This is a genomic window from Castellaniella defragrans, from assembly GCF_014203015.1.
Taxonomy (GTDB): domain Bacteria; phylum Pseudomonadota; class Gammaproteobacteria; order Burkholderiales; family Burkholderiaceae_B; genus Castellaniella; species Castellaniella defragrans.
This window is the reverse complement of sequence record NZ_JACHIB010000017.1, coordinates 65,803-81,761: the sequence shown is the minus strand read 5'-3', so window position 1 is coordinate 81,761 and position 15,959 is coordinate 65,803. Positions and strand designations below refer to the sequence as shown.

Genomic DNA, 15,959 nt, shown 5'->3' with positions numbered 1-15,959 from the left:
CGAAAACCGGCAATCCATGACCCCATGGCGAATGGGGATTTCCATGACCTAGCGCAAGCGTCGGGCCCCGGCAAGCCGTTACGATGAAATCATCGCCTGCGGGCGGGCAGGCCACAAGCCCGCTTATTTCATCGAAGGAGAACCCCATGGCCGCCACAATGAAAGCCGCCGTGTTCGTCGAACCCGGCCGGATCGAGCTGACCGAGAAGCCCATCCCGGAAGTCGGCCCTAACGATGCGCTGGTTCGCATTACCACCACCACGATCTGCGGCACCGACATCCACATCCTCAAGGGCGAATATCCGGTCGCCCAGGGCCTTACGGTCGGTCACGAGCCCGTGGGGGTCATCGAAAAGCTCGGCAGCGCGGTCACCGGCTACCAGGAAGGGCAGCGCGTGATCGCCGGGGCAATCTGCCCGAACTTCGGTTCCTACGCCGCCCAGGATGGCGTGCCGTCGCAGGACGGCAGCTACCTGATCCCCTCCGGGCGGTGCGGCTGCCATGGCTACAAGGCCACCGCCGGCTGGCGCTTCGGCAACCTGATCGACGGCACCCAGGCCGAATACGTGCTGGTGCCGGATGCGCAGGCCAACCTCGCGCCGATTCCGGACGGGCTGACCGACGAGCAGGTGCTGATGTGCCCGGACATCATGTCCACCGGCTTCAAGGGGGCGGAAAACGCCAATATCCGCCTGGGCGACACGGTGGTCGTCTTCGCCCAGGGCCCCATCGGCCTGTGCGCGACGGCCGGCGCGCGCCTGCTGGGCGCGACCACCATCATCGCGGTGGACGGCAATGAGCACCGCCTGGGCATTTCGCGGCGGCTGGGCGCCGACGTCACCCTCGATTTCAATACCTGCGACGTGGTCGCCGAGGTGATGCGGCTCACCGGCGGGCGCGGCGCCGATGCCGCCATCGAAGCGCTCGGTACGCAGACCACGTTCGAGCAGGCCCTGCGCTGCCTCAAGCCCGGCGGCACGCTCTCCAGCCTGGGGGTGTATTCGCAGGACCTGAAGATCCCGCTCGATGCCTTCGCCGCCGGCCTGGGCGACCATCGCATCAATACCGCTCTGTGCCCGGGCGGCAAGGAGCGCATGCGCCGCCTGATGAACGTGATCGCCGCCGAACGCCTGGATCTGGGGGTGCTGGTCACCCACCACTACAAGCTGGACGACATCGTCGCGGCCTACGATCTGTTCGCCCATCAGCGCGACGGCGTGCTGAAGATCGCCATCAAGCCGTTCTGAGCGGAGGGGCGCGGGTCGGGGTTTGGAGAAATTCGTTCACCCCGGCCCGGCGTAGGGCACCGGTGTGACCTGGAATTCACGGCCGGAATGCTCGGCCTGCCACAAGTCGTAATCGGCCTGCATCTGCAGCCACATGATGGCGCTGGGTGCGGGAATCCATCTGGACAGGCGCAGCAATTGCGTCCCGGCCATCGAACATGAAGGTCAGCCGCCAGTTGCCGCTGACCCGGATTGACCAATATCTCATTGCCGATGTTGATTGTCCATCGCGAGCCGCCCGCCTCAGCGTGTCTGCCGCAGTGTGCTCGGGTTCAGCCCGTAGCGCTGCCGGAAACGGATGGCGAATCTCGATGGGCTGGCGTATCCGCAGTCGGCGGCGATGTCGGCGATAGGGCGGGACGTGCTTTGCAGGGCGTCCAGCGCCTGTCCGAGCCGGATGTTGTCGAGCAATTCCCGGAATCCCGTGTGTTCCCGCGCCAGCCTGCGGCGCAGCGTCGCGGCGCTGCAATGGAAATCGTGCGATAGCTGCGCGAGCGTGCGCCGTTCGGGCGGCAGCAGCGACAGGTGCTGTTCGATGCGGGCGCTCAAGGGGTCGTGTCGATCCCGCAGCAGCGGTCCGATGGCCTGCTGCAGGTTCAGCGCCAGCAACAGGCTTTCGGCGGCTTGCCATTGCAGAGCTCCGGGGGCGTCAGCGGTCATGCATTCCCGCAGATAGCGCCAGGCGCGCAGCGAATCGGGGCCGGGCTGGATGGCAAGCACGCACGGGGCGGCGCCGGGGCCGGCGCCCAGTCCGGGATTGCGCCGGCGGAAACGCTCCAGCAATGCGGGAGGCAAGGCGATCGATTCAGCCAGATACGTGCCGTCGATCGGGTGGTTCTCGATGTCCAGTTCCGTGCCGGCCGCCACCAGCAGCCAATGGCCGGCGGTGCAGCGCAGCCGCCGGCCATTGGCGTGGACGTGCTTTTCGCCCTGGCGGATGTCGAAAAGACTCGCCTGGGGGATCCGGACCCGCCGCAATTGCTGCGGGGCCCGGCACCGGAAATGGCCGGGCTGGATCCGGCGTTGCTGGCGGGCGAGGGGTGGTTCCATGGGCCGCGCGGCGATGTTTGCGTCAGCGGCCGAAGACCGGGGTCAGCCGGGCCTGGCCGATGCTGTTGGCGCGCAGCATGAAACCGACCATCGCGCCGCTGGCCTGGACATCCAGAGGCAGTGTCGCGGTTTTCAGCGCCCAGACGGTGAATTGGTAGCGGTGCGGCGCATCGCCTTCGGGCGGGCAGGCGCCGCCGAAGCCGCTGGTGCCGAAGTCCGTGCGGCCCTGGATGGCGCCGGTCGGCAGGCCTTTGCCATCGGGGCCGATGCCCGCCGGCAGTTCATGAACGGTCGCCGGGATGTTGAAGACGGTCCAGTGCCACCAGCCGCTGCCGCTGGGCGCGTCGGGATCGTAGGCTGTGACGGCGAAACTTTGCGTCCCCGCCGGCGGGTTGTGCCAGGCCAGCGCGGGCGAACGGTTTTCGCCATGGCATCCAAAGCCGTCGTAGACCTGGACCTGGGTCAGCGGCTGGCCGTCCCGCATGTCGGGACTGGACAGTGTGAATTCGGCGGCCTGGGACGTGGCCGCCAGGCCGCATAGCGCCAGTGCGCAAAAGAGGGTACGCATCATGAGGTTGCCTCGGAAACGAAATGGATGCGTCCAGTATAGGGAAGGGGGCTGTCGCGGGTGATGCGCAAACGCGCATCGATGGTGCCGTTGCGCGCATCTCGCGCGGCGGGCGCGGGCGTCGGCCGGCCGTCCCCGCCGGGGGCCGCTCAGGCCCGCGAGGAGGGCAGCAAGGCTCGGCTGAGCGCCGCGCTGGGCCGCGCCGCCACGCGCTCGAACCACGGGCCGATGCGCGGCAGGCCGTGGTCGAAGGGCTGGTGGACGGATTCGCCGAAATCCAGCCAGACGTACAGCCAGATGTCGGCGGCGGTGAAGCGCTCGCCGCACAGGTAGGGGCCGGGACCGAACAGGCCGTCGAGCCACTGCAGGCGGTCCCGGGCCACCCGCTTCAGGCCCTCGGCCGCCTCGGGCGCGACCGGGATGCGCGACTCGAAGCGGGCCAGCCCTTCGGCGTAGTGGTAGGCGTTGTGGATGAATTCCGTGATGTTGAGTTCGACCCGGCGCCACCATTGCCGGGTCTGCGCGCGCTGTTCGGGCGTGTGGCCGATCAGCACGGGCTCGGGATGGCGTTCTTCCAGGTATTCCGCGATGGCGACCGCCTCGGCCAGGGTGGTGCCGTCGTCCAGGCGCAGGGCCGGCGTCTGGCCCGCCGGATTGATGGCGAGATAGGGCGGCTGGCGGTTTTCCCCCGTCATCACGTCGATGGTCGTGGCGGGCAGCCGCAGTTGTTTTTCGAGCAGGAACATCCGCAGGCAGCGCGGCGCGGGGCTCTGGGCATCGTAGATCAGCATCATGGCACGGGGGTGGGGTTCGAAGAAGGACGACCGGGGCGGTCGGACCGGGAGGATCACTCAAGTGTACTCAAGCGGCCCCGTCCACATACACCCACATCCCGTCCACCCGCGTGAACCGGCTGGTTTCATGGATGCGGGTGGCGCGGCCGTGGACGCGCACCCGCGCGACGAATTCCACGACCTCGTGGTCGGCGTCCACCCGGACGTGGCGGCGCACGTCCAGTCCCAGCCAGCGGGTGCCGGGCTCGTTGGGTTCCAGCGCGGCCGGCCGGGTGTCGGGGTGCCAGGTCCGCAGCAGGTAGTCCAGTTCGTCCAGCACGTAGGCGCTGTAGCGCGAGCGCATCAGGGCCTGGGCGTCGGGCGCTTGCAGGTGCAAGGAACCATGGTGCCAGCGGCCGCAGCAATCGGCGTAGGCGGCGGGAAGGCCGCAGGGGCAGGGGACGGGCTGGTCGGATGCGCGCTTCATGCCGGATGTTCTACATTGGAAAAGAGGAATCGTCGGCGCGGGTGCCTGAGTCCAGCGCCTTTTCCACCACTCGCAACAGGCCTTGGACTTCGTTGGTCAGGAAGGTGCCAAATCCGTTCCGGTGCAGCGTCCTGTCCTGTACATCCTGGGGGATGAAGCGCGACATTTCTTGTGTGAATGGCGTGCCACGCACGATTTCGCCGAGCCGGTCGATCATCGCCCGCAGCTTGTCCAGGTAGCGGACTTCGCCGTAGTCTTCGATCTTGCGCTCCACCAGGGCAACGTCGGGGCTTGCGCCTTGTTGTTTGAGCCAGCGCAGGTCCCAGATGTCCCGGTGCCGCACGTAGCGGACACAGGCTGGCAGGGAGACCAATTTGTCGGCCATGATTTCGTCAAGAGACTCAACGCCCAGCAGTACATCCGCGTAACCATCGGGCAGGAACGGGTAATTGCGCGCCAGGCTTTTGATGTCTCGCGTGTAGGCGGGGATATCGGCTACTTCGAGTTTGATGCGCTGCCTGGGAAGATCAGGGCGAGAGGGGGCGGTCTGGATGCTGATCCGCCATTTTGCGATCTGCGTGTGTCCGGGCTCTGCCGGCCCGTCATCCATTCCCCGGATTTGCGGGGCACGAACCCGGACATCCAGGCCATAGCGGCTTCCCAGGTAGTCTTCCAGGCATTGTTTGATGTCCTGCAGCTTGCGCGTGTTCAGCCCCGGTCCGCCTGCGAAATCCAGGTCTTCGGAGAAGCGTGGGGCGCCATGGCATAGGCGCAGCGAAGTCCCGCCTTGAAACGTCAAAGTGTCGAGCAGCTTGGCTTCGCTTAGGGCGAACAGGATGTCATAGTGCAGCAGTTCTTTTTCGATGACGGGACGCATATGGGCGCGCCCCGCGTCCCGCATGGCCAGTTCCACCAGATGATTGAAGTTTTCTTTCATGGTTTGGCCAAGGCCTCCTGGAGGGCTTCCGGGTCGATCAAATGCAGATTGCGGCCGACACGCCGCAAGTCGCGGATGGCCGTGTCGATCTTGGCCATGCGCAAGGGATGATCGGAAGAAAGCGTCGCTTGGCGCAGATCGGCCGGATCGCGCTTGGTGTGCACAAACTCGATGGTGCCGTAAGGGGTCCGGATTTCACCTTCGCGTCCGGTGGTCATGAGGGTGATGCGATCGATGGGGATCTGCGAGATGACGCCGTATTCCGCCAGGGCGGATTCCAGGCTGATGTAGCTGAGCTCGGCGGGACGCAGGGCGATGGCGATGCGTTCGATCGTGTACCCGTCGCGGGATTTCGCCGCGTCATGAACGTAGACGGCCCGGCCCGCGCGGGTCAGGACGCCGGTATCGACCAGGCGGGCCAGCCCGGCGGCAAAGGTCTTTTCCGAATCCTCGTGGAAGCAGGTGCGCAGATGCTGGCGCCGGAATACATAGCGGCCGGCGTCGTCCAGGGCACGGAGAACGCGAATGGCTTGGCGCTGGTTCATGGGATTAAGTGTACATCAGCACCCTGTTTATATGGTGTTTGCGTAGACTTATGAACCACTCTGGCGCTGCATGTCCCTCTGCGGATTTCGAAGGGGTGGTGGCCTGCGATCCTATTCCCCCGTCCGGATCCCCAGCCTGCGCTCCACCAGCCAGGCGCAGCCGAGCAGGGTGACGTTGATGGCCAGGTACAGCATGCCGGCGATGATGAAGGTCTCGACGATCAGGTAGCTCTGGCTCATCAGGCGCCGGGCGAAGCCGGTGAGCTCCATGACCGCGATGGTGGAGGCCAGGCTGGTGCCCTTGATGGCCAGCACCAGCTCGTTGCTGTAGGCCGGGAAGGCCTGGCGGATGGCCAGGGGAAAGTGGATGCGGCGGAAGATCTGCAGGCGGCTCATGCCGCAGGAGGCGGCGGCGTCCAGCTGGCCGGCCGGCACGGACTGCAGGCCGCCGCGGATGGCTTCGCTCATGTAGGCGCCGCTGTTCAGGGCGATGGCCAGGATGGCGCAGCGCGCGCCGTCGGAGAACAGCCACCACAGGGCGGGCTGCTCGCGCACGAAGCCCAGGGTGCCGATGCCGTAGTACAGCAGGAAGAGCTGGATCAGCAGCGGCGTGCCGCGAAAGACGGTGCTGTAGGCGAAGGCCGCGCCCGCGACCAGCGGGTTGCGCGCGGTGCGCATCAGCGCCGCGCCCAGGCCCAGCAGCGAGGCGAACAGGATGGAGAACAGGCCGATGCGCAGGGTGATCCAGAATCCCTCGATCAGCACGGGCACGGCTTTTTCAAACAGTTCGATCATCGTCCGGCCCCCCGCATGCCGCGTCCGAAGTGGCGCTCGGCCCAGACGAACAGCCCCTGGCTGCAGGCGCCGATCAGGAAATACAGGATGCCGGCCATCAGGTACAGGATCAGGGGCGCGCGCGTGGCGGCCGAGCCCAGCACGGCGGCGCGCATCAGCTCGACCAGGCCCACCAGGGAGATCAGGGCGGTGTCCTTCAGGGCGGCCTGCCAGACGTTGTTGGCGCCGGGCAGGGCGTACCAGAAGAGCTGCGGCAGGGTGATGCGGCGCAGGCACTGGCCGCGGTCCATGCCGATGGCGCGGGCGGCTTCGAGCTGGCCGGGGTCGATGGCCTTGAAGGCGCCGCGGAAGACTTCCACGCTGTAGGACCCCGAGATCAGGGCGATGGCCAGGATGCCGATCAGCATGGGAAAGACGGTGCTCATCAGCTCGTCCCATTCCAGCCAGTCGGCCAGGTCGGCGGCGGGCTGCACCGCGCCGAAGAACAGCAGGTAGATGATGAGCAGTTCGGGGACGCTGCGCACGACCATGGTGTACAGGCCGACGAGCGCGCGCGCCGGGCGGTTGGCGCCGGTCTTGGCGGCCGCGCCGGCGATGCCGATGGCCATGCCCAGGCCGATGCCGCACACGCTGATGAAGACGGTCATGGCCGCGCCGCGCAGCAGCATGGCGCCCCAGCCGGCGCTCAGGATGTCGTGCAGGGTCTGGATCATGGGATGGATGGAAAACCCCGGGACGGTGCCGGCGGGCGGCCGGCGGCCCCGGGGGAATGAAGCCGGCGCCCGCAGGCGCCGGCCGCGTCGTCGGGCATTACTTCTTGCAGGCGGCGTAGTTGGACAGGTCGACGCCGAACCATTTGGTGCTGGAGGACTTGATGGTGCCGTCGGCGATCAGTTCGCACAGGGCCTTGTCCACCTTGGCCTTCAGCTCGGTGTTCTTCTGGTTGATGCCGGCCCCGATGCCCAGGCCCAGGATGTCCGGGTCGGCGCTGCTCTTGACCACGGCGTCGGCCAGGGCGAACTTGCCCTTGCCGGTGGTGTCCAGGAACTGGCTCTGCGGGGTGACTTCGGAGAAGGTCGCGTCCAGGCGGCCGGCCGACAGGTCCATCTGCATCTGGTCCTGGGTCTCGTAGGTCTTGAGCTTCAGGTCCGGCGCGTATTTCTGCAGGTAGGCGCCCTGGGTGGTGCCGCTCTGCACGCCGACGGTCTTGCCCGCCAGGCCGGCCATCAGGGCCTTGGGATCGGCGGCCTTCAGCAGCGCGTCGCCCTGGGGCAGCACGAAGGCGGAATCTTCCGTGGCGTAGGGGATGCTGAAGGCGATGACCTTGGCGCGCTCGGCGGTGACGGACATGCCGGAGATCACCAGGTCGAAGCGTTCGGCCTGCAGGGCGGGAATCAGGCTGTCGAAGGCCTGGACCACGAAGCGGCACTTCATGTCGAGCTTCTTGCACAGGGCATGGCCGACGTCGGCGTCGAAGCCGGTGACCTTGCCGCTGGCGTCGACCATGCTCCAGGGCGGGTAGCCGCCTTCGGTGCCGATTTTCAGCGTGGCGGCCGAAGCCGTGGCGGCCAGGCCTGCAAGGCCGAGGGCGGCGCACAGCGCCGCCTGTCGTGCGATGGAAATCACCATGGACGGGATCCTAATGAGAGGTTGGGTCTTGGGAAATGCGGAAAGAGGAATATTAGTACATTGAGGATCGGGGTGGGGCAGGCATCTCTCCACCTCGCGGCCTGCATGCCGCTCGGATTCGCCCTGCACGGAACAGTCCGCAGGGGCTGTTCCGTGTCCGGGCTCATCCAATCTGCACCACCGTTTCCGGGTAGCGCACCCGGCTGCGGCGCTGCGTGCCCAGGCTGTAGACCAGGGTCAGCGGCCCCAGGCGGCCGACGAACATCAGCAGCATCAGCACGATCTGGCTGGGCAGGCTCAGGACGCGGGTCAGGTCGGGGCTGATGCCGGTGGTGCTGAAGGCCGACATCACTTCCATGACCACGGCGATGAAGGGCATGTCCTCGAACAGGCTGACCAGGAAGATGCCCAGGCAGACCAGCAGGCCCGACACCATCATCAGCGCCAGGGCCTTGTGGATGGTCTCGGGGGCGATGGTGCGGTGCATCAGCACGACTTCCTTGCGCTGCAGGATGTAGGCGCGGACCACGGCCAGCAGGACGATGAAGGTGGCGAGCTTGATGCCGCTGGCGGTGGACAGCGAACCGCCGCCGATGAACATCAGGCCGGTGAGCAGGAAGCGCGAGCTGTCGTAGAGCTGGTCGACGTCCACGCTGGCGAAGCCGGCCGTGCGCGCCGCGACGACCTGGGTCCAGGCGGCCAGCCCCTGGCCCGCGGCCGGCAGCGCGCCCAGGGTGTTGGGGTTGCGCGCCTCGATCAGCCAGAACAGCGCGAAGCCGGCCAGGTTCAGGACCAGCGTGCCGATCAGCATCAGCCGCGTGTAGTAGGCCAGCGTCGTCCAGCTGCGCTTCTGCTGGATGTCGGCCAGCACGCTGAAGCCCAATCCCCCGAGGATCACGCAGCCGGTGATCACGAAAGTGGTGACCGGGTCCTGGGCGAAGCCGGCCAGGCTGCCGGGAAAGAGCGACAGGCCGGCGTTGTTGAAGGCCGAGACGGCGTGGAAGCCGGCCAGCAGGAAGGCGTGCTCCAGGCTGTCGTGGCGCCACCACCAGAGCGTCAGGATCAGGATGGCGGCGCCCTCGATCACGAGGGAGAACTTCAGCACCGTCAGCGCCGTCTGGCGGATGCGGGCCACGCTGGTCTGGTTGAAGGCCTCCAGCGCCAGGGCCTGGTATTTCAGGCTCACGCGCCTGCCCAGGGTCAGGGTGGCGATGATGGCGAAGGTGACGAAGCCGATGCCGCCGATCTGCACCAGGGCCAGCAGCACGGCCTGGCCGAAGAAGCTCAGGTCCGTGGCGGGGTCGATCAGCATCAGGCCGGTGACGGTGACGGCCGAGGTGGCGGTGAACAGGGCCTCGAACACGCCGAAGGGATGGCGCTGCGCCACCGGCAGGGACAGCAGCACGGTCCCGACCAGGATCAATATGAGGAAGCTGCCGGCCAGGACGGCGGGCGGGCTCGCCTGCAGCTGGCCGGTGCGGCGCGCCTGGCGGTAGGCCTGCAGGGGGTGGATGTTGATGCGCGCCATGCTCGGTCGGGATCGGTCGGAATCGGTGAGGCCGGTCGGAAGGGGCGGGAGGCCGGACCGGGGAACGGTCAGCGCAGTTTCGGCGCGGCGTTCTTCAGGTAGTGCAGCGGGCCGAACAGGATCAGGGTGTCCTTGGTGCGCACCACGAACTGGTCGGTGGGGTGCACGGTGGTCTCGCCCTTGCGCTTGACGGCCAGGGCGTGGATGGCGCCCGGGGGATCGGTGGTCAGGGCGTCGCCCAGGGTGCGGCCGTCCAGTTGCGCGCTGGCCTCGATCTCGACCACGAAGTCGCCGTTGCCCAGCGAGATGTAGTCGTTGACCATGGGGTAGCTGAGCACCTGGGCGATGCGGATGCCCATCTCGTCTTCCGGATGGATGATGCGGTTGGCGCCCAGCTTGGCCAGGATCAGGTGGTGCGCGCGCGAGGACGCCTTGACCCACAGGACCTTCACGCCCAGCGCCTTCAGGTGCACGGTGCAGACCAGGCTGGCCTGCAGATCCTCGCCGATGGCGACCAGAACCACGTCGTATTCGGGCAGCCCCAGTTCGGCCAGGGCGTCGCGGTCGGTGACGTCGGCGATGGCGGCGCGGGTCAGCCGGTCGGCCATCTGGTCGATGACGCGGCTGTCGGCGTCCACGCCCAGGACCGAATGGCCCAGCCGCATCAGTTCCAGCGAGGTGGCGCTGCCGAAACGGCCCAGGCCGATGACGGCGAATTGTCCCATGGTGCTTCCTCAGTGTCCGTTTAGGGCGATTTGAGCATACAAGGCGCCGGGACGGGGCGCCAGAGTTCGGCCAGCGGACGCCGGATGGCGTTTTGACCATGGTCAGACGCCCGAAAATCTGGTAAAAACCCTGATGGATTTTTGCTTGAATTTGATATTTGGATGGTGCGTTGCAGCAAATTACGACAGGGAATGCGCTGAACCAGCCCCGCTTTTTCCCGCATGATATGACAAGTTTGTTCGATCCGGTCAGGCTGGGGGAAATCGAGCTGCCCAACCGCATCGTCATGGCGCCCGCCGCGGGCCCGGGGTCCGTGCAGTGCCGCGTGCCCGACGAGGGCATGCGCGCCTATTATGCGCAGCGCGCCGACGCGGGCCTGATCCTGGCGGGCGCGGCCTCGGTGTCGCCGCTGGGCATCGGCCATCCGAACACGCCGGGCATCTGGAATTCCTCCCAGGCGCAGGCCTGGCGGACGGTGACCGACACCGTGCATCGGCGCGGCGGGCGCATCGTCCTGCAGCTGTGGCACGCCGGCCGGGTGTCGGACCCCGAATACCTGTCGGGCGAGATGCCGGTGGCGCCCAGCGCCATTCCCTGCGGCCGGGGACCTTGCCCTCAGGCGGGAGGCTTCGTCGTGCCGCGCAGCCTGCGGCTCGACGAGATCCGGCGCGTGATCGCGGATTTCGAGCAGGCGGCCCGCCACGCCTGGCTGGCGGAATTCGACGGGGTGGAAGTGCATGCCGGCGACGGCTACCTGATCGACCAGTTCCTGCACGACGGCTCCAATGGCCGGCAGGACGACTACGGCGGCTCGGTGTGCAAGCGCAGCCGTTTCCTGCTGGAAATCGTCGAGGCCTGCGCCGGCATCTGGGGCGCGGGCCGGGTCGGCGTGCACCTGTCGCCGCGCGGCGACCGCTACGACATGCGGGATTCGGATCCCGCGGCGCTGTACCGCCACGTGGCCCGCGAACTGGGCCAGCGCCGCGTGGCCTTCATCTGCGTGCGCGAGCACGAGGGCCCGGACGCGCTGGCGCCGGTGATCCGGGACGCCTTCAGCGGTGCGCTGGTGCTGAGCGAGGGCTACGATCCCGCATCGGCGCTGCGCGCCGTCCAGGCGGAGCGGGGCGAGGCGGTCGCCTTCGGGCGGGCGTTCGTGCGCAATCCCGACCTGGTGCGGCGCCTCAGGGCCGGGCAGCCGCTGGTGCCGGAGGCCGCGCCGGCGGAGCCGCTGGCCGCCGCGGGCGGCTGAGCGCTCGCCCGATCAGCCGTTGAGCCGGGCGCGGACCTGGGCGGATACGGCGGCCATGTCGGCGCGGCCGGCCAGGGCCTTCTTCAGCTGACCCATGACGGCGCCCATGGCGGCGCCACCCTGCAGGCCCTGGCTGGCGGCCTGGGCGACGGCGGCATCGAGGGCGGCCGCGATTTCCTCGGGCGAGGCGCCCTGCGGCAGGAATTCCTTCAGGATGTCCAGTTCGGCGCGTTCCTGGGCGGCGCTGTTGGTGCGGCCGGCGGACTCGAAGGCCGCGATGGATTCGCGCCGCTGCTTGACCTGCTTTTCGATGATGGCGAGGATCGCGGCGTCGTCGGGCTCGACGCGCTCGTCCACGGCCTTCTGCTTGATGGCGGCCTGCAGCAGCCGCAGGGTGCCCAGGCGGGTGCTGTCGTGCGCGCGCATGGCGGTCTTGACGGCGTCGGATATCTGGCTGGCGAGCCCGGTGCTCATGGGGATTTCCTGTGGGGCGTTGAAAACGGCATTTTAGCGCGCGGGCCGCCCCGGCACGCTCTGGCCCGGCGCGCTCGGGCCCGGCGCGCTCTCGCCCGGCGCGATGCGGCCCGTGCGGCGGTGCTGCGCGATGCCGCGAGGGGACCGGCCGGCCGTCCCGGCCTACAGCCGCCAGTCGTGGCGCTCCAGCGGGCGCCCCGCGGCATCGTAGCCCTGCTCGCTGAAGAAGACCCGCCCGTCGGCCGTCCCCGCCAGGACCGTCGAGCAGCGCGTGCCGTAGTCCGGGCTGATGATGAAGGGGCTGCTCAGCAGGCGTTCGCGCTCCGGGGCGAGGCCGGTGGCCGGCAGCCGTGCGTCGTCGGCGGGTGTGGTGTCGCGCAGCCGCTCGAACACCTGTTCGGGCGCGGCCTCCCAGGCCGCGGGCGGCAGGGCGTCCAGCGAAGCGCGCAGCCGCGCGGCCTTGGGCCAGGGGGTGTCGAGCAGGTGGTTCGACAGCACGTACCGCCCCGGTCCCAGGCGGCGGGGCGCGCGGGCGGGATCGCGGTTGCCCAGGTACCAGGCCTGGCGCGCATCGCCCGCGATCAGGTTGAAGCCCGCCCAGGCGTCCATCCGCGCCGCGATCGCGGCGATCCAGGCGGCGGGATCGTCTTCGCTCAGGAGGAAGTCGCGCACCAGCAGGCCGCGCGACGGCGCGCCGGGCGGCATGGGGCGTCCGGGCTCGCGGTAGTTGGTCAGCAGGGCGTAGCGGCCGGCGGCGGTGGCGCCCATCCAGGTGCCGCCGCCCTGCAGGTCGCGGCCGGCGAGCAGCTGCGGGGCTTCGGCCCAGGGGCGTGCCGCCCGCGTCGGCCGCGCGTGGAATTCGTCGCGGTTGGCGGCGATCAGCAGGGGCTGGCCGGGAGCCCCCAGGGACAGGTAGGCGATGCACATGGGTATGGAACGGGGGCGGGACCGGCGCGGCCGGAATCCCGGGATATGGCCCTTTTTCTGCAGCTTGGGCGGAATGCTCCAATCGTATACTGATTTTGCGACCGCGCTGTCTCCGCCAGCGGCCGCCCCGTCGAAGACCGCGGGCGCATCCGGAATGCGGACAATAAGAAGAGGAAGACATCATGTCACGGTCATTGAAAGCCTGGACGCGCACGACCGCGTTCAAATTCGCCTTGTTCACCCTGGCGGCGATCATCGGGATCATCGTGCTGACGGCATCCCTGCTGTGGATGGAGCGCGGCGCCCTGCTGCAGGAACGGCAGGTCGGCGCGCGCCAGGCGGTCGAAACGGCCTATGGGGTGATCACCTACTACCACCGCCTCGCCGGGACCGGCGCCCTGCCCGAGGAGCAGGCGAAGAAGCAGGCCATGGAGGTCCTTCGCGGCATGCGCTACAGCGGCCAGGAATATTTCTGGATCAACGACATGGCGCCGCGCATGGTGATGCACCCGATCAAGCCCGAACTCGAAGGCAAGGACTTGTCGGGCATGCAGGATCCCAACGGCCTGAAGCTGTTCGTGGCGTTCGTGGATACCGTCAAGGCGAGCCCCACGCACGACGGCTACGTGTTCTACCTGTGGCCCAAGCCGGGCGTCGACCAGCCCGTGGAAAAGGTCTCCTACGTGAAGGAATTCGCCCCCTGGGGCTGGATCCTCGGCTCGGGCGTGTACCTGGACACGGTCGACGCCGTCGTCTGGGGGCAGGCCGGCGGCTTCGCGCTGGCGGCGGCCATCCTGGCGCTCATCCTGCTGGTCCTGGGCGCCGTCCTGTCGCGCCGGCTGGTGCGCCAGCTGGGCGGCGAGCCCGACGCGGTCATCCAGATCGCCGATCGCATGTCGCGCGGCGACCTGCGCGTGGACATCCCGGTGCGCCCGGGCGACCAGGCCAGCCTGATGCATGCGATGCGGGTCATGCGCGACGGCATCGCCCAGGCCGTGGCCCAGGTGCGCCAGGGCACCGAGTGGATCGGCCAGTCCGTCGGCCAGATCGTGCACGGCAACCTCGACCTGTCGGCGCGCACCGAGCAGCAGGCCGCCTCGCTGCAGGAAACCGCCGCCAGCATGGAAGAAATCACCAGCACGGTGAACCACAACGCGGCCAACGCCCAGCAGGCCAACACGCTGGCGGCCACCGCTTCCGAGATCGCCTCGCGCGGCGGCCAGAACGTCTCCCGGGTGGTCGAGACCATGGGCGAGGTCAACGCCTCGACGCGCCAGATGTCGGACATCGTCGGCGTGATCGACAGCATCGCCTTCCAGACCAACATCCTCGCCCTGAACGCGGCGGTCGAGGCCGCCCGCGCCGGCGAGCAGGGCAAGGGCTTCGCGGTGGTGGCCTCCGAGGTCCGCGCGCTGGCCCAGCGGTCCTCGAACGCGGCCAAGGAAATCCGCAGCCTCATCGACAGCACCGTGCAGAAGATCCAGGCCGGCGCCGAGATGGCCGACGGCGCGGGCCAGACCATGACCGAAGTCGTCTCCAGCGTGCAGCGGGTGGCCGACATCATGTCGGAAATCACCCTGGCGAGCCGCGAGCAGGCCGCCGGCATCGAGCAGATCAACCTCGCCATCGGCCAGATGGACCAGGTGACCCAGCAGAACGCCGCGCTGGTGGTCGAGGCGGGCACGGCCGCCCAGTCCCTCAACGACCAGATGAACGGCCTGAACAGCGCCGTCGGCGTCTTCCAGCTGAGCGGGCCGGGCGCGCCCGCCTTGCCCCAGGAATGAGGCGTGCTGGCCTGATCCCGCGCGGTGCGGGGGCCGCCGCCGCGCTCGCGCTGCTCCTGGCGGCGGGCGCCGCGCAGGCGGGCGAGCGGGCCTGGACGCGGGACCGGGTCAGCCAGGGCCTGCAGGCGCAGGGGCGTGCGGTGGCGGTCCTCTACGCGCCGGGCCCGCGGGATCCGGCGGTGCCGGACTCGGCGCGCATCACCCGCGTCTACGCGTCGCGCGATTACGACAGCAGCGCGCGGATCTCCACCCGCCTGTGCTGGGGTTCCGAAAAGGGGCCGTGCGTGCCGCTGGAGGGCCGCAGCATCGAGACGGGCCTGCTGCGGGGCCGGGCGGCGCGCGGACCGCTGCTGCTGGTGCACCGGGTCGAGGGCTGGGGCGGCGGCCACCCGCCCGTCTTCGTCCGCGGGACGGTGACGGTGTGGTTCGACGACGGACAGCCTTGACGGGCCGGACGTGCGGGAAGGATGCGCGGGAAGGATGCGGGCGTGGCTGCCGCTGGCAGTGCCTGCCCGGATTCCGGCAGGGCCTCGGGCGCGCGGCCCGGGCTTCCAGGGGTACCGGCCGGCGGCGCCGTCGGCTGAAAATGGATCGGGTTATACTAGTCAGCTTACCTGGTTTAGAGGGCGCCCCTGCGCCCGCCACGACCGCCGAGCCGGGGATCTCAGACGGAAAATCATGCAAAAGAACAGCTATAGCTACGACGAACTGCTGGCGTGCGGGCGCGGGGAACTCTTCGGTCCCGGCAATGCCCAGCTGCCGCTGCCGCCCATGTTGATGCTCGACCGGATCACGCACATCGATGACAAGGGCGGCGCGCACGACAAGGGCCAGATCGTGGCCGAGCTCGACATCCGCCCCGACCTGTGGTTCTTCGATTGCCATTTCAAGGGTGATCCGGTCATGCCGGGCTGTCTCGGGCTGGATGCCATGTGGCAGCTGGTGGGCTTTTTCCTGGGCTGCTGCGGCGGCCAGGGCCGGGGCCGCGCCCTGGGCGTGGGCGAGGTCAAGTTCACCGGCCAGGTCCTGCCCACCGGCAAGCTGGTCCGCTATACCATCGACATGAAGCGCGTCATGATGCGCAAGCTGGTGATGGGCATCGCCGACGCCCGCATGGAGGTCGACGGCCACGAGATCTACGCGGCACACGACCTGCGCGTGGGCCTGTTCACCCGCACGGACAATTTCTAGGAGCTTCGAT

19 protein-coding genes are annotated in these 15,959 nt (G+C 68.5%); 5 read left to right on the top strand and 14 right to left on the bottom strand.

From position 1 onward, the window contains the following. Nucleotides 1-146: 146 nt before the first annotated feature. Nucleotides 147-1,247 carry an NAD(P)-dependent alcohol dehydrogenase gene (locus HNR28_RS14285; protein WP_151023983.1) on the top strand — a complete coding sequence of 367 codons (1,101 nt, stop codon included), beginning with the start codon at nucleotides 147-149 and terminating at the stop codon, nucleotides 1,245-1,247. A 36-nt stretch (nucleotides 1,248-1,283) separates the two neighbouring features. Here the strand turns inward: HNR28_RS14285 and HNR28_RS14280 are convergent, their stop codons facing one another. From HNR28_RS14280 to HNR28_RS14225, 12 genes are all read right to left on the bottom strand, one after another. Continuing rightward, a complete protein-coding gene (locus HNR28_RS14280; protein WP_170288421.1) occupies nucleotides 1,284-1,439 on the bottom strand; it encodes a helix-turn-helix domain-containing protein in 156 nt (51 codons plus the stop codon). Nucleotides 1,440-1,529: 90 nt separating this feature from the next. Then, the gene (locus HNR28_RS14275; RefSeq protein ID WP_151023982.1) at nucleotides 1,530-2,336 is read right to left on the bottom strand and encodes a helix-turn-helix transcriptional regulator; all 807 of its coding nucleotides are present in this window, start codon (nucleotides 2,334-2,336) and stop codon (nucleotides 1,530-1,532) included. Between the two features lie 22 nt (nucleotides 2,337-2,358). Beyond that, nucleotides 2,359-2,904 (bottom strand): YbhB/YbcL family Raf kinase inhibitor-like protein, encoded by a 546-nt coding sequence (locus HNR28_RS14270; protein WP_151024000.1) that lies wholly within the window; start codon nucleotides 2,902-2,904, stop codon nucleotides 2,359-2,361. A 149-nt stretch (nucleotides 2,905-3,053) separates the two neighbouring features. Then, complete coding sequence (locus tag HNR28_RS14265; RefSeq protein WP_211369274.1) at nucleotides 3,054-3,698, bottom strand: glutathione S-transferase family protein; 645 nt, start codon at nucleotides 3,696-3,698, stop codon at nucleotides 3,054-3,056. A 67-nt stretch (nucleotides 3,699-3,765) separates the two neighbouring features. After that, nucleotides 3,766-4,164 (bottom strand): YchJ family protein, encoded by a 399-nt coding sequence (locus HNR28_RS14260; protein WP_151023981.1) that lies wholly within the window; start codon nucleotides 4,162-4,164, stop codon nucleotides 3,766-3,768. Nucleotides 4,165-4,174: 10 nt separating this feature from the next. After that, a complete protein-coding gene (locus HNR28_RS14255; RefSeq protein ID WP_043682720.1) occupies nucleotides 4,175-5,101 on the bottom strand; it encodes a nucleotidyl transferase AbiEii/AbiGii toxin family protein in 927 nt (308 codons plus the stop codon). Continuing rightward, entirely contained in the window at nucleotides 5,098-5,646 is a 549-nt protein-coding gene (gene abiEi, locus HNR28_RS14250; RefSeq protein WP_043682719.1) for a type IV toxin-antitoxin system AbiEi family antitoxin, read from the bottom strand. The genes HNR28_RS14255 and abiEi overlap by 4 nt, the downstream gene beginning before the upstream one ends. Before the next feature lie 111 nt (nucleotides 5,647-5,757). Beyond that, the gene (locus HNR28_RS14245) at nucleotides 5,758-6,441 is read right to left on the bottom strand and encodes an ABC transporter permease (RefSeq protein ID WP_043682716.1); all 684 of its coding nucleotides are present in this window, start codon (nucleotides 6,439-6,441) and stop codon (nucleotides 5,758-5,760) included. Then, nucleotides 6,438-7,154, bottom strand: a complete 717-nt coding sequence (locus HNR28_RS14240; protein ID WP_151023980.1) for an ABC transporter permease — start codon at nucleotides 7,152-7,154, stop codon at nucleotides 6,438-6,440. The genes HNR28_RS14245 and HNR28_RS14240 overlap by 4 nt, the downstream gene beginning before the upstream one ends. 97 nt (nucleotides 7,155-7,251) lie before the next feature. Next, nucleotides 7,252-8,070 carry a transporter substrate-binding domain-containing protein gene (locus HNR28_RS14235; RefSeq protein WP_043682712.1) on the bottom strand — a complete coding sequence of 273 codons (819 nt, stop codon included), beginning with the start codon at nucleotides 8,068-8,070 and terminating at the stop codon, nucleotides 7,252-7,254. 163 nt (nucleotides 8,071-8,233) lie between these two features. After that, nucleotides 8,234-9,598: a TrkH family potassium uptake protein gene (locus HNR28_RS14230; protein WP_151023979.1), complete on the bottom strand. Its 1,365-nt coding sequence runs from the start codon at nucleotides 9,596-9,598 to the stop codon at nucleotides 8,234-8,236. Nucleotides 9,599-9,666: 68 nt separating this feature from the next. Further along, nucleotides 9,667-10,323, bottom strand: coding sequence for a potassium channel family protein (locus tag HNR28_RS14225; protein ID WP_043682710.1), 657 nt, complete (start codon nucleotides 10,321-10,323; stop codon nucleotides 9,667-9,669). Between the two features lie 227 nt (nucleotides 10,324-10,550). Between HNR28_RS14225 and HNR28_RS14220 the strand changes: the two genes are divergently transcribed. After that, entirely contained in the window at nucleotides 10,551-11,573 is a 1,023-nt protein-coding gene (locus tag HNR28_RS14220) for an alkene reductase (protein WP_043682708.1), read from the top strand. Between the two features lie 12 nt (nucleotides 11,574-11,585). Here the strand turns inward: HNR28_RS14220 and HNR28_RS14215 are convergent, their stop codons facing one another. Further along, on the bottom strand, nucleotides 11,586-12,047 hold the full coding sequence (locus tag HNR28_RS14215) for a GatB/YqeY domain-containing protein (RefSeq protein WP_151023978.1): 462 nt from the start codon (nucleotides 12,045-12,047) through the stop codon (nucleotides 11,586-11,588). A 162-nt stretch (nucleotides 12,048-12,209) separates the two neighbouring features. Further along, entirely contained in the window at nucleotides 12,210-12,974 is a 765-nt protein-coding gene (locus HNR28_RS14210; protein ID WP_151025478.1) for an NRDE family protein, read from the bottom strand. Between the two features lie 182 nt (nucleotides 12,975-13,156). On the opposite strand from HNR28_RS14210, the gene HNR28_RS14205 reads away from it, so the two are divergent. The 3 genes from HNR28_RS14205 (at nucleotide 13,157) to fabA (ending at nucleotide 15,949) form a co-directional block, all read left to right on the top strand. Further along, nucleotides 13,157-14,758 (top strand): methyl-accepting chemotaxis protein, encoded by a 1,602-nt coding sequence (locus HNR28_RS14205; RefSeq protein WP_244978312.1) that lies wholly within the window; start codon nucleotides 13,157-13,159, stop codon nucleotides 14,756-14,758. Beyond that, nucleotides 14,755-15,204: a flagellar protein FlhE gene (locus tag HNR28_RS14200; RefSeq protein ID WP_151025479.1), complete on the top strand. Its 450-nt coding sequence runs from the start codon at nucleotides 14,755-14,757 to the stop codon at nucleotides 15,202-15,204. Before HNR28_RS14205 ends, HNR28_RS14200 begins: the two co-directional genes overlap by 4 nt. A 232-nt stretch (nucleotides 15,205-15,436) precedes the next feature. Continuing rightward, nucleotides 15,437-15,949, top strand: coding sequence for a 3-hydroxyacyl-[acyl-carrier-protein] dehydratase FabA (gene fabA / locus HNR28_RS14195; protein ID WP_043682696.1), 513 nt, complete (start codon nucleotides 15,437-15,439; stop codon nucleotides 15,947-15,949). Nucleotides 15,950-15,959: the final 10 nt, after the last annotated feature.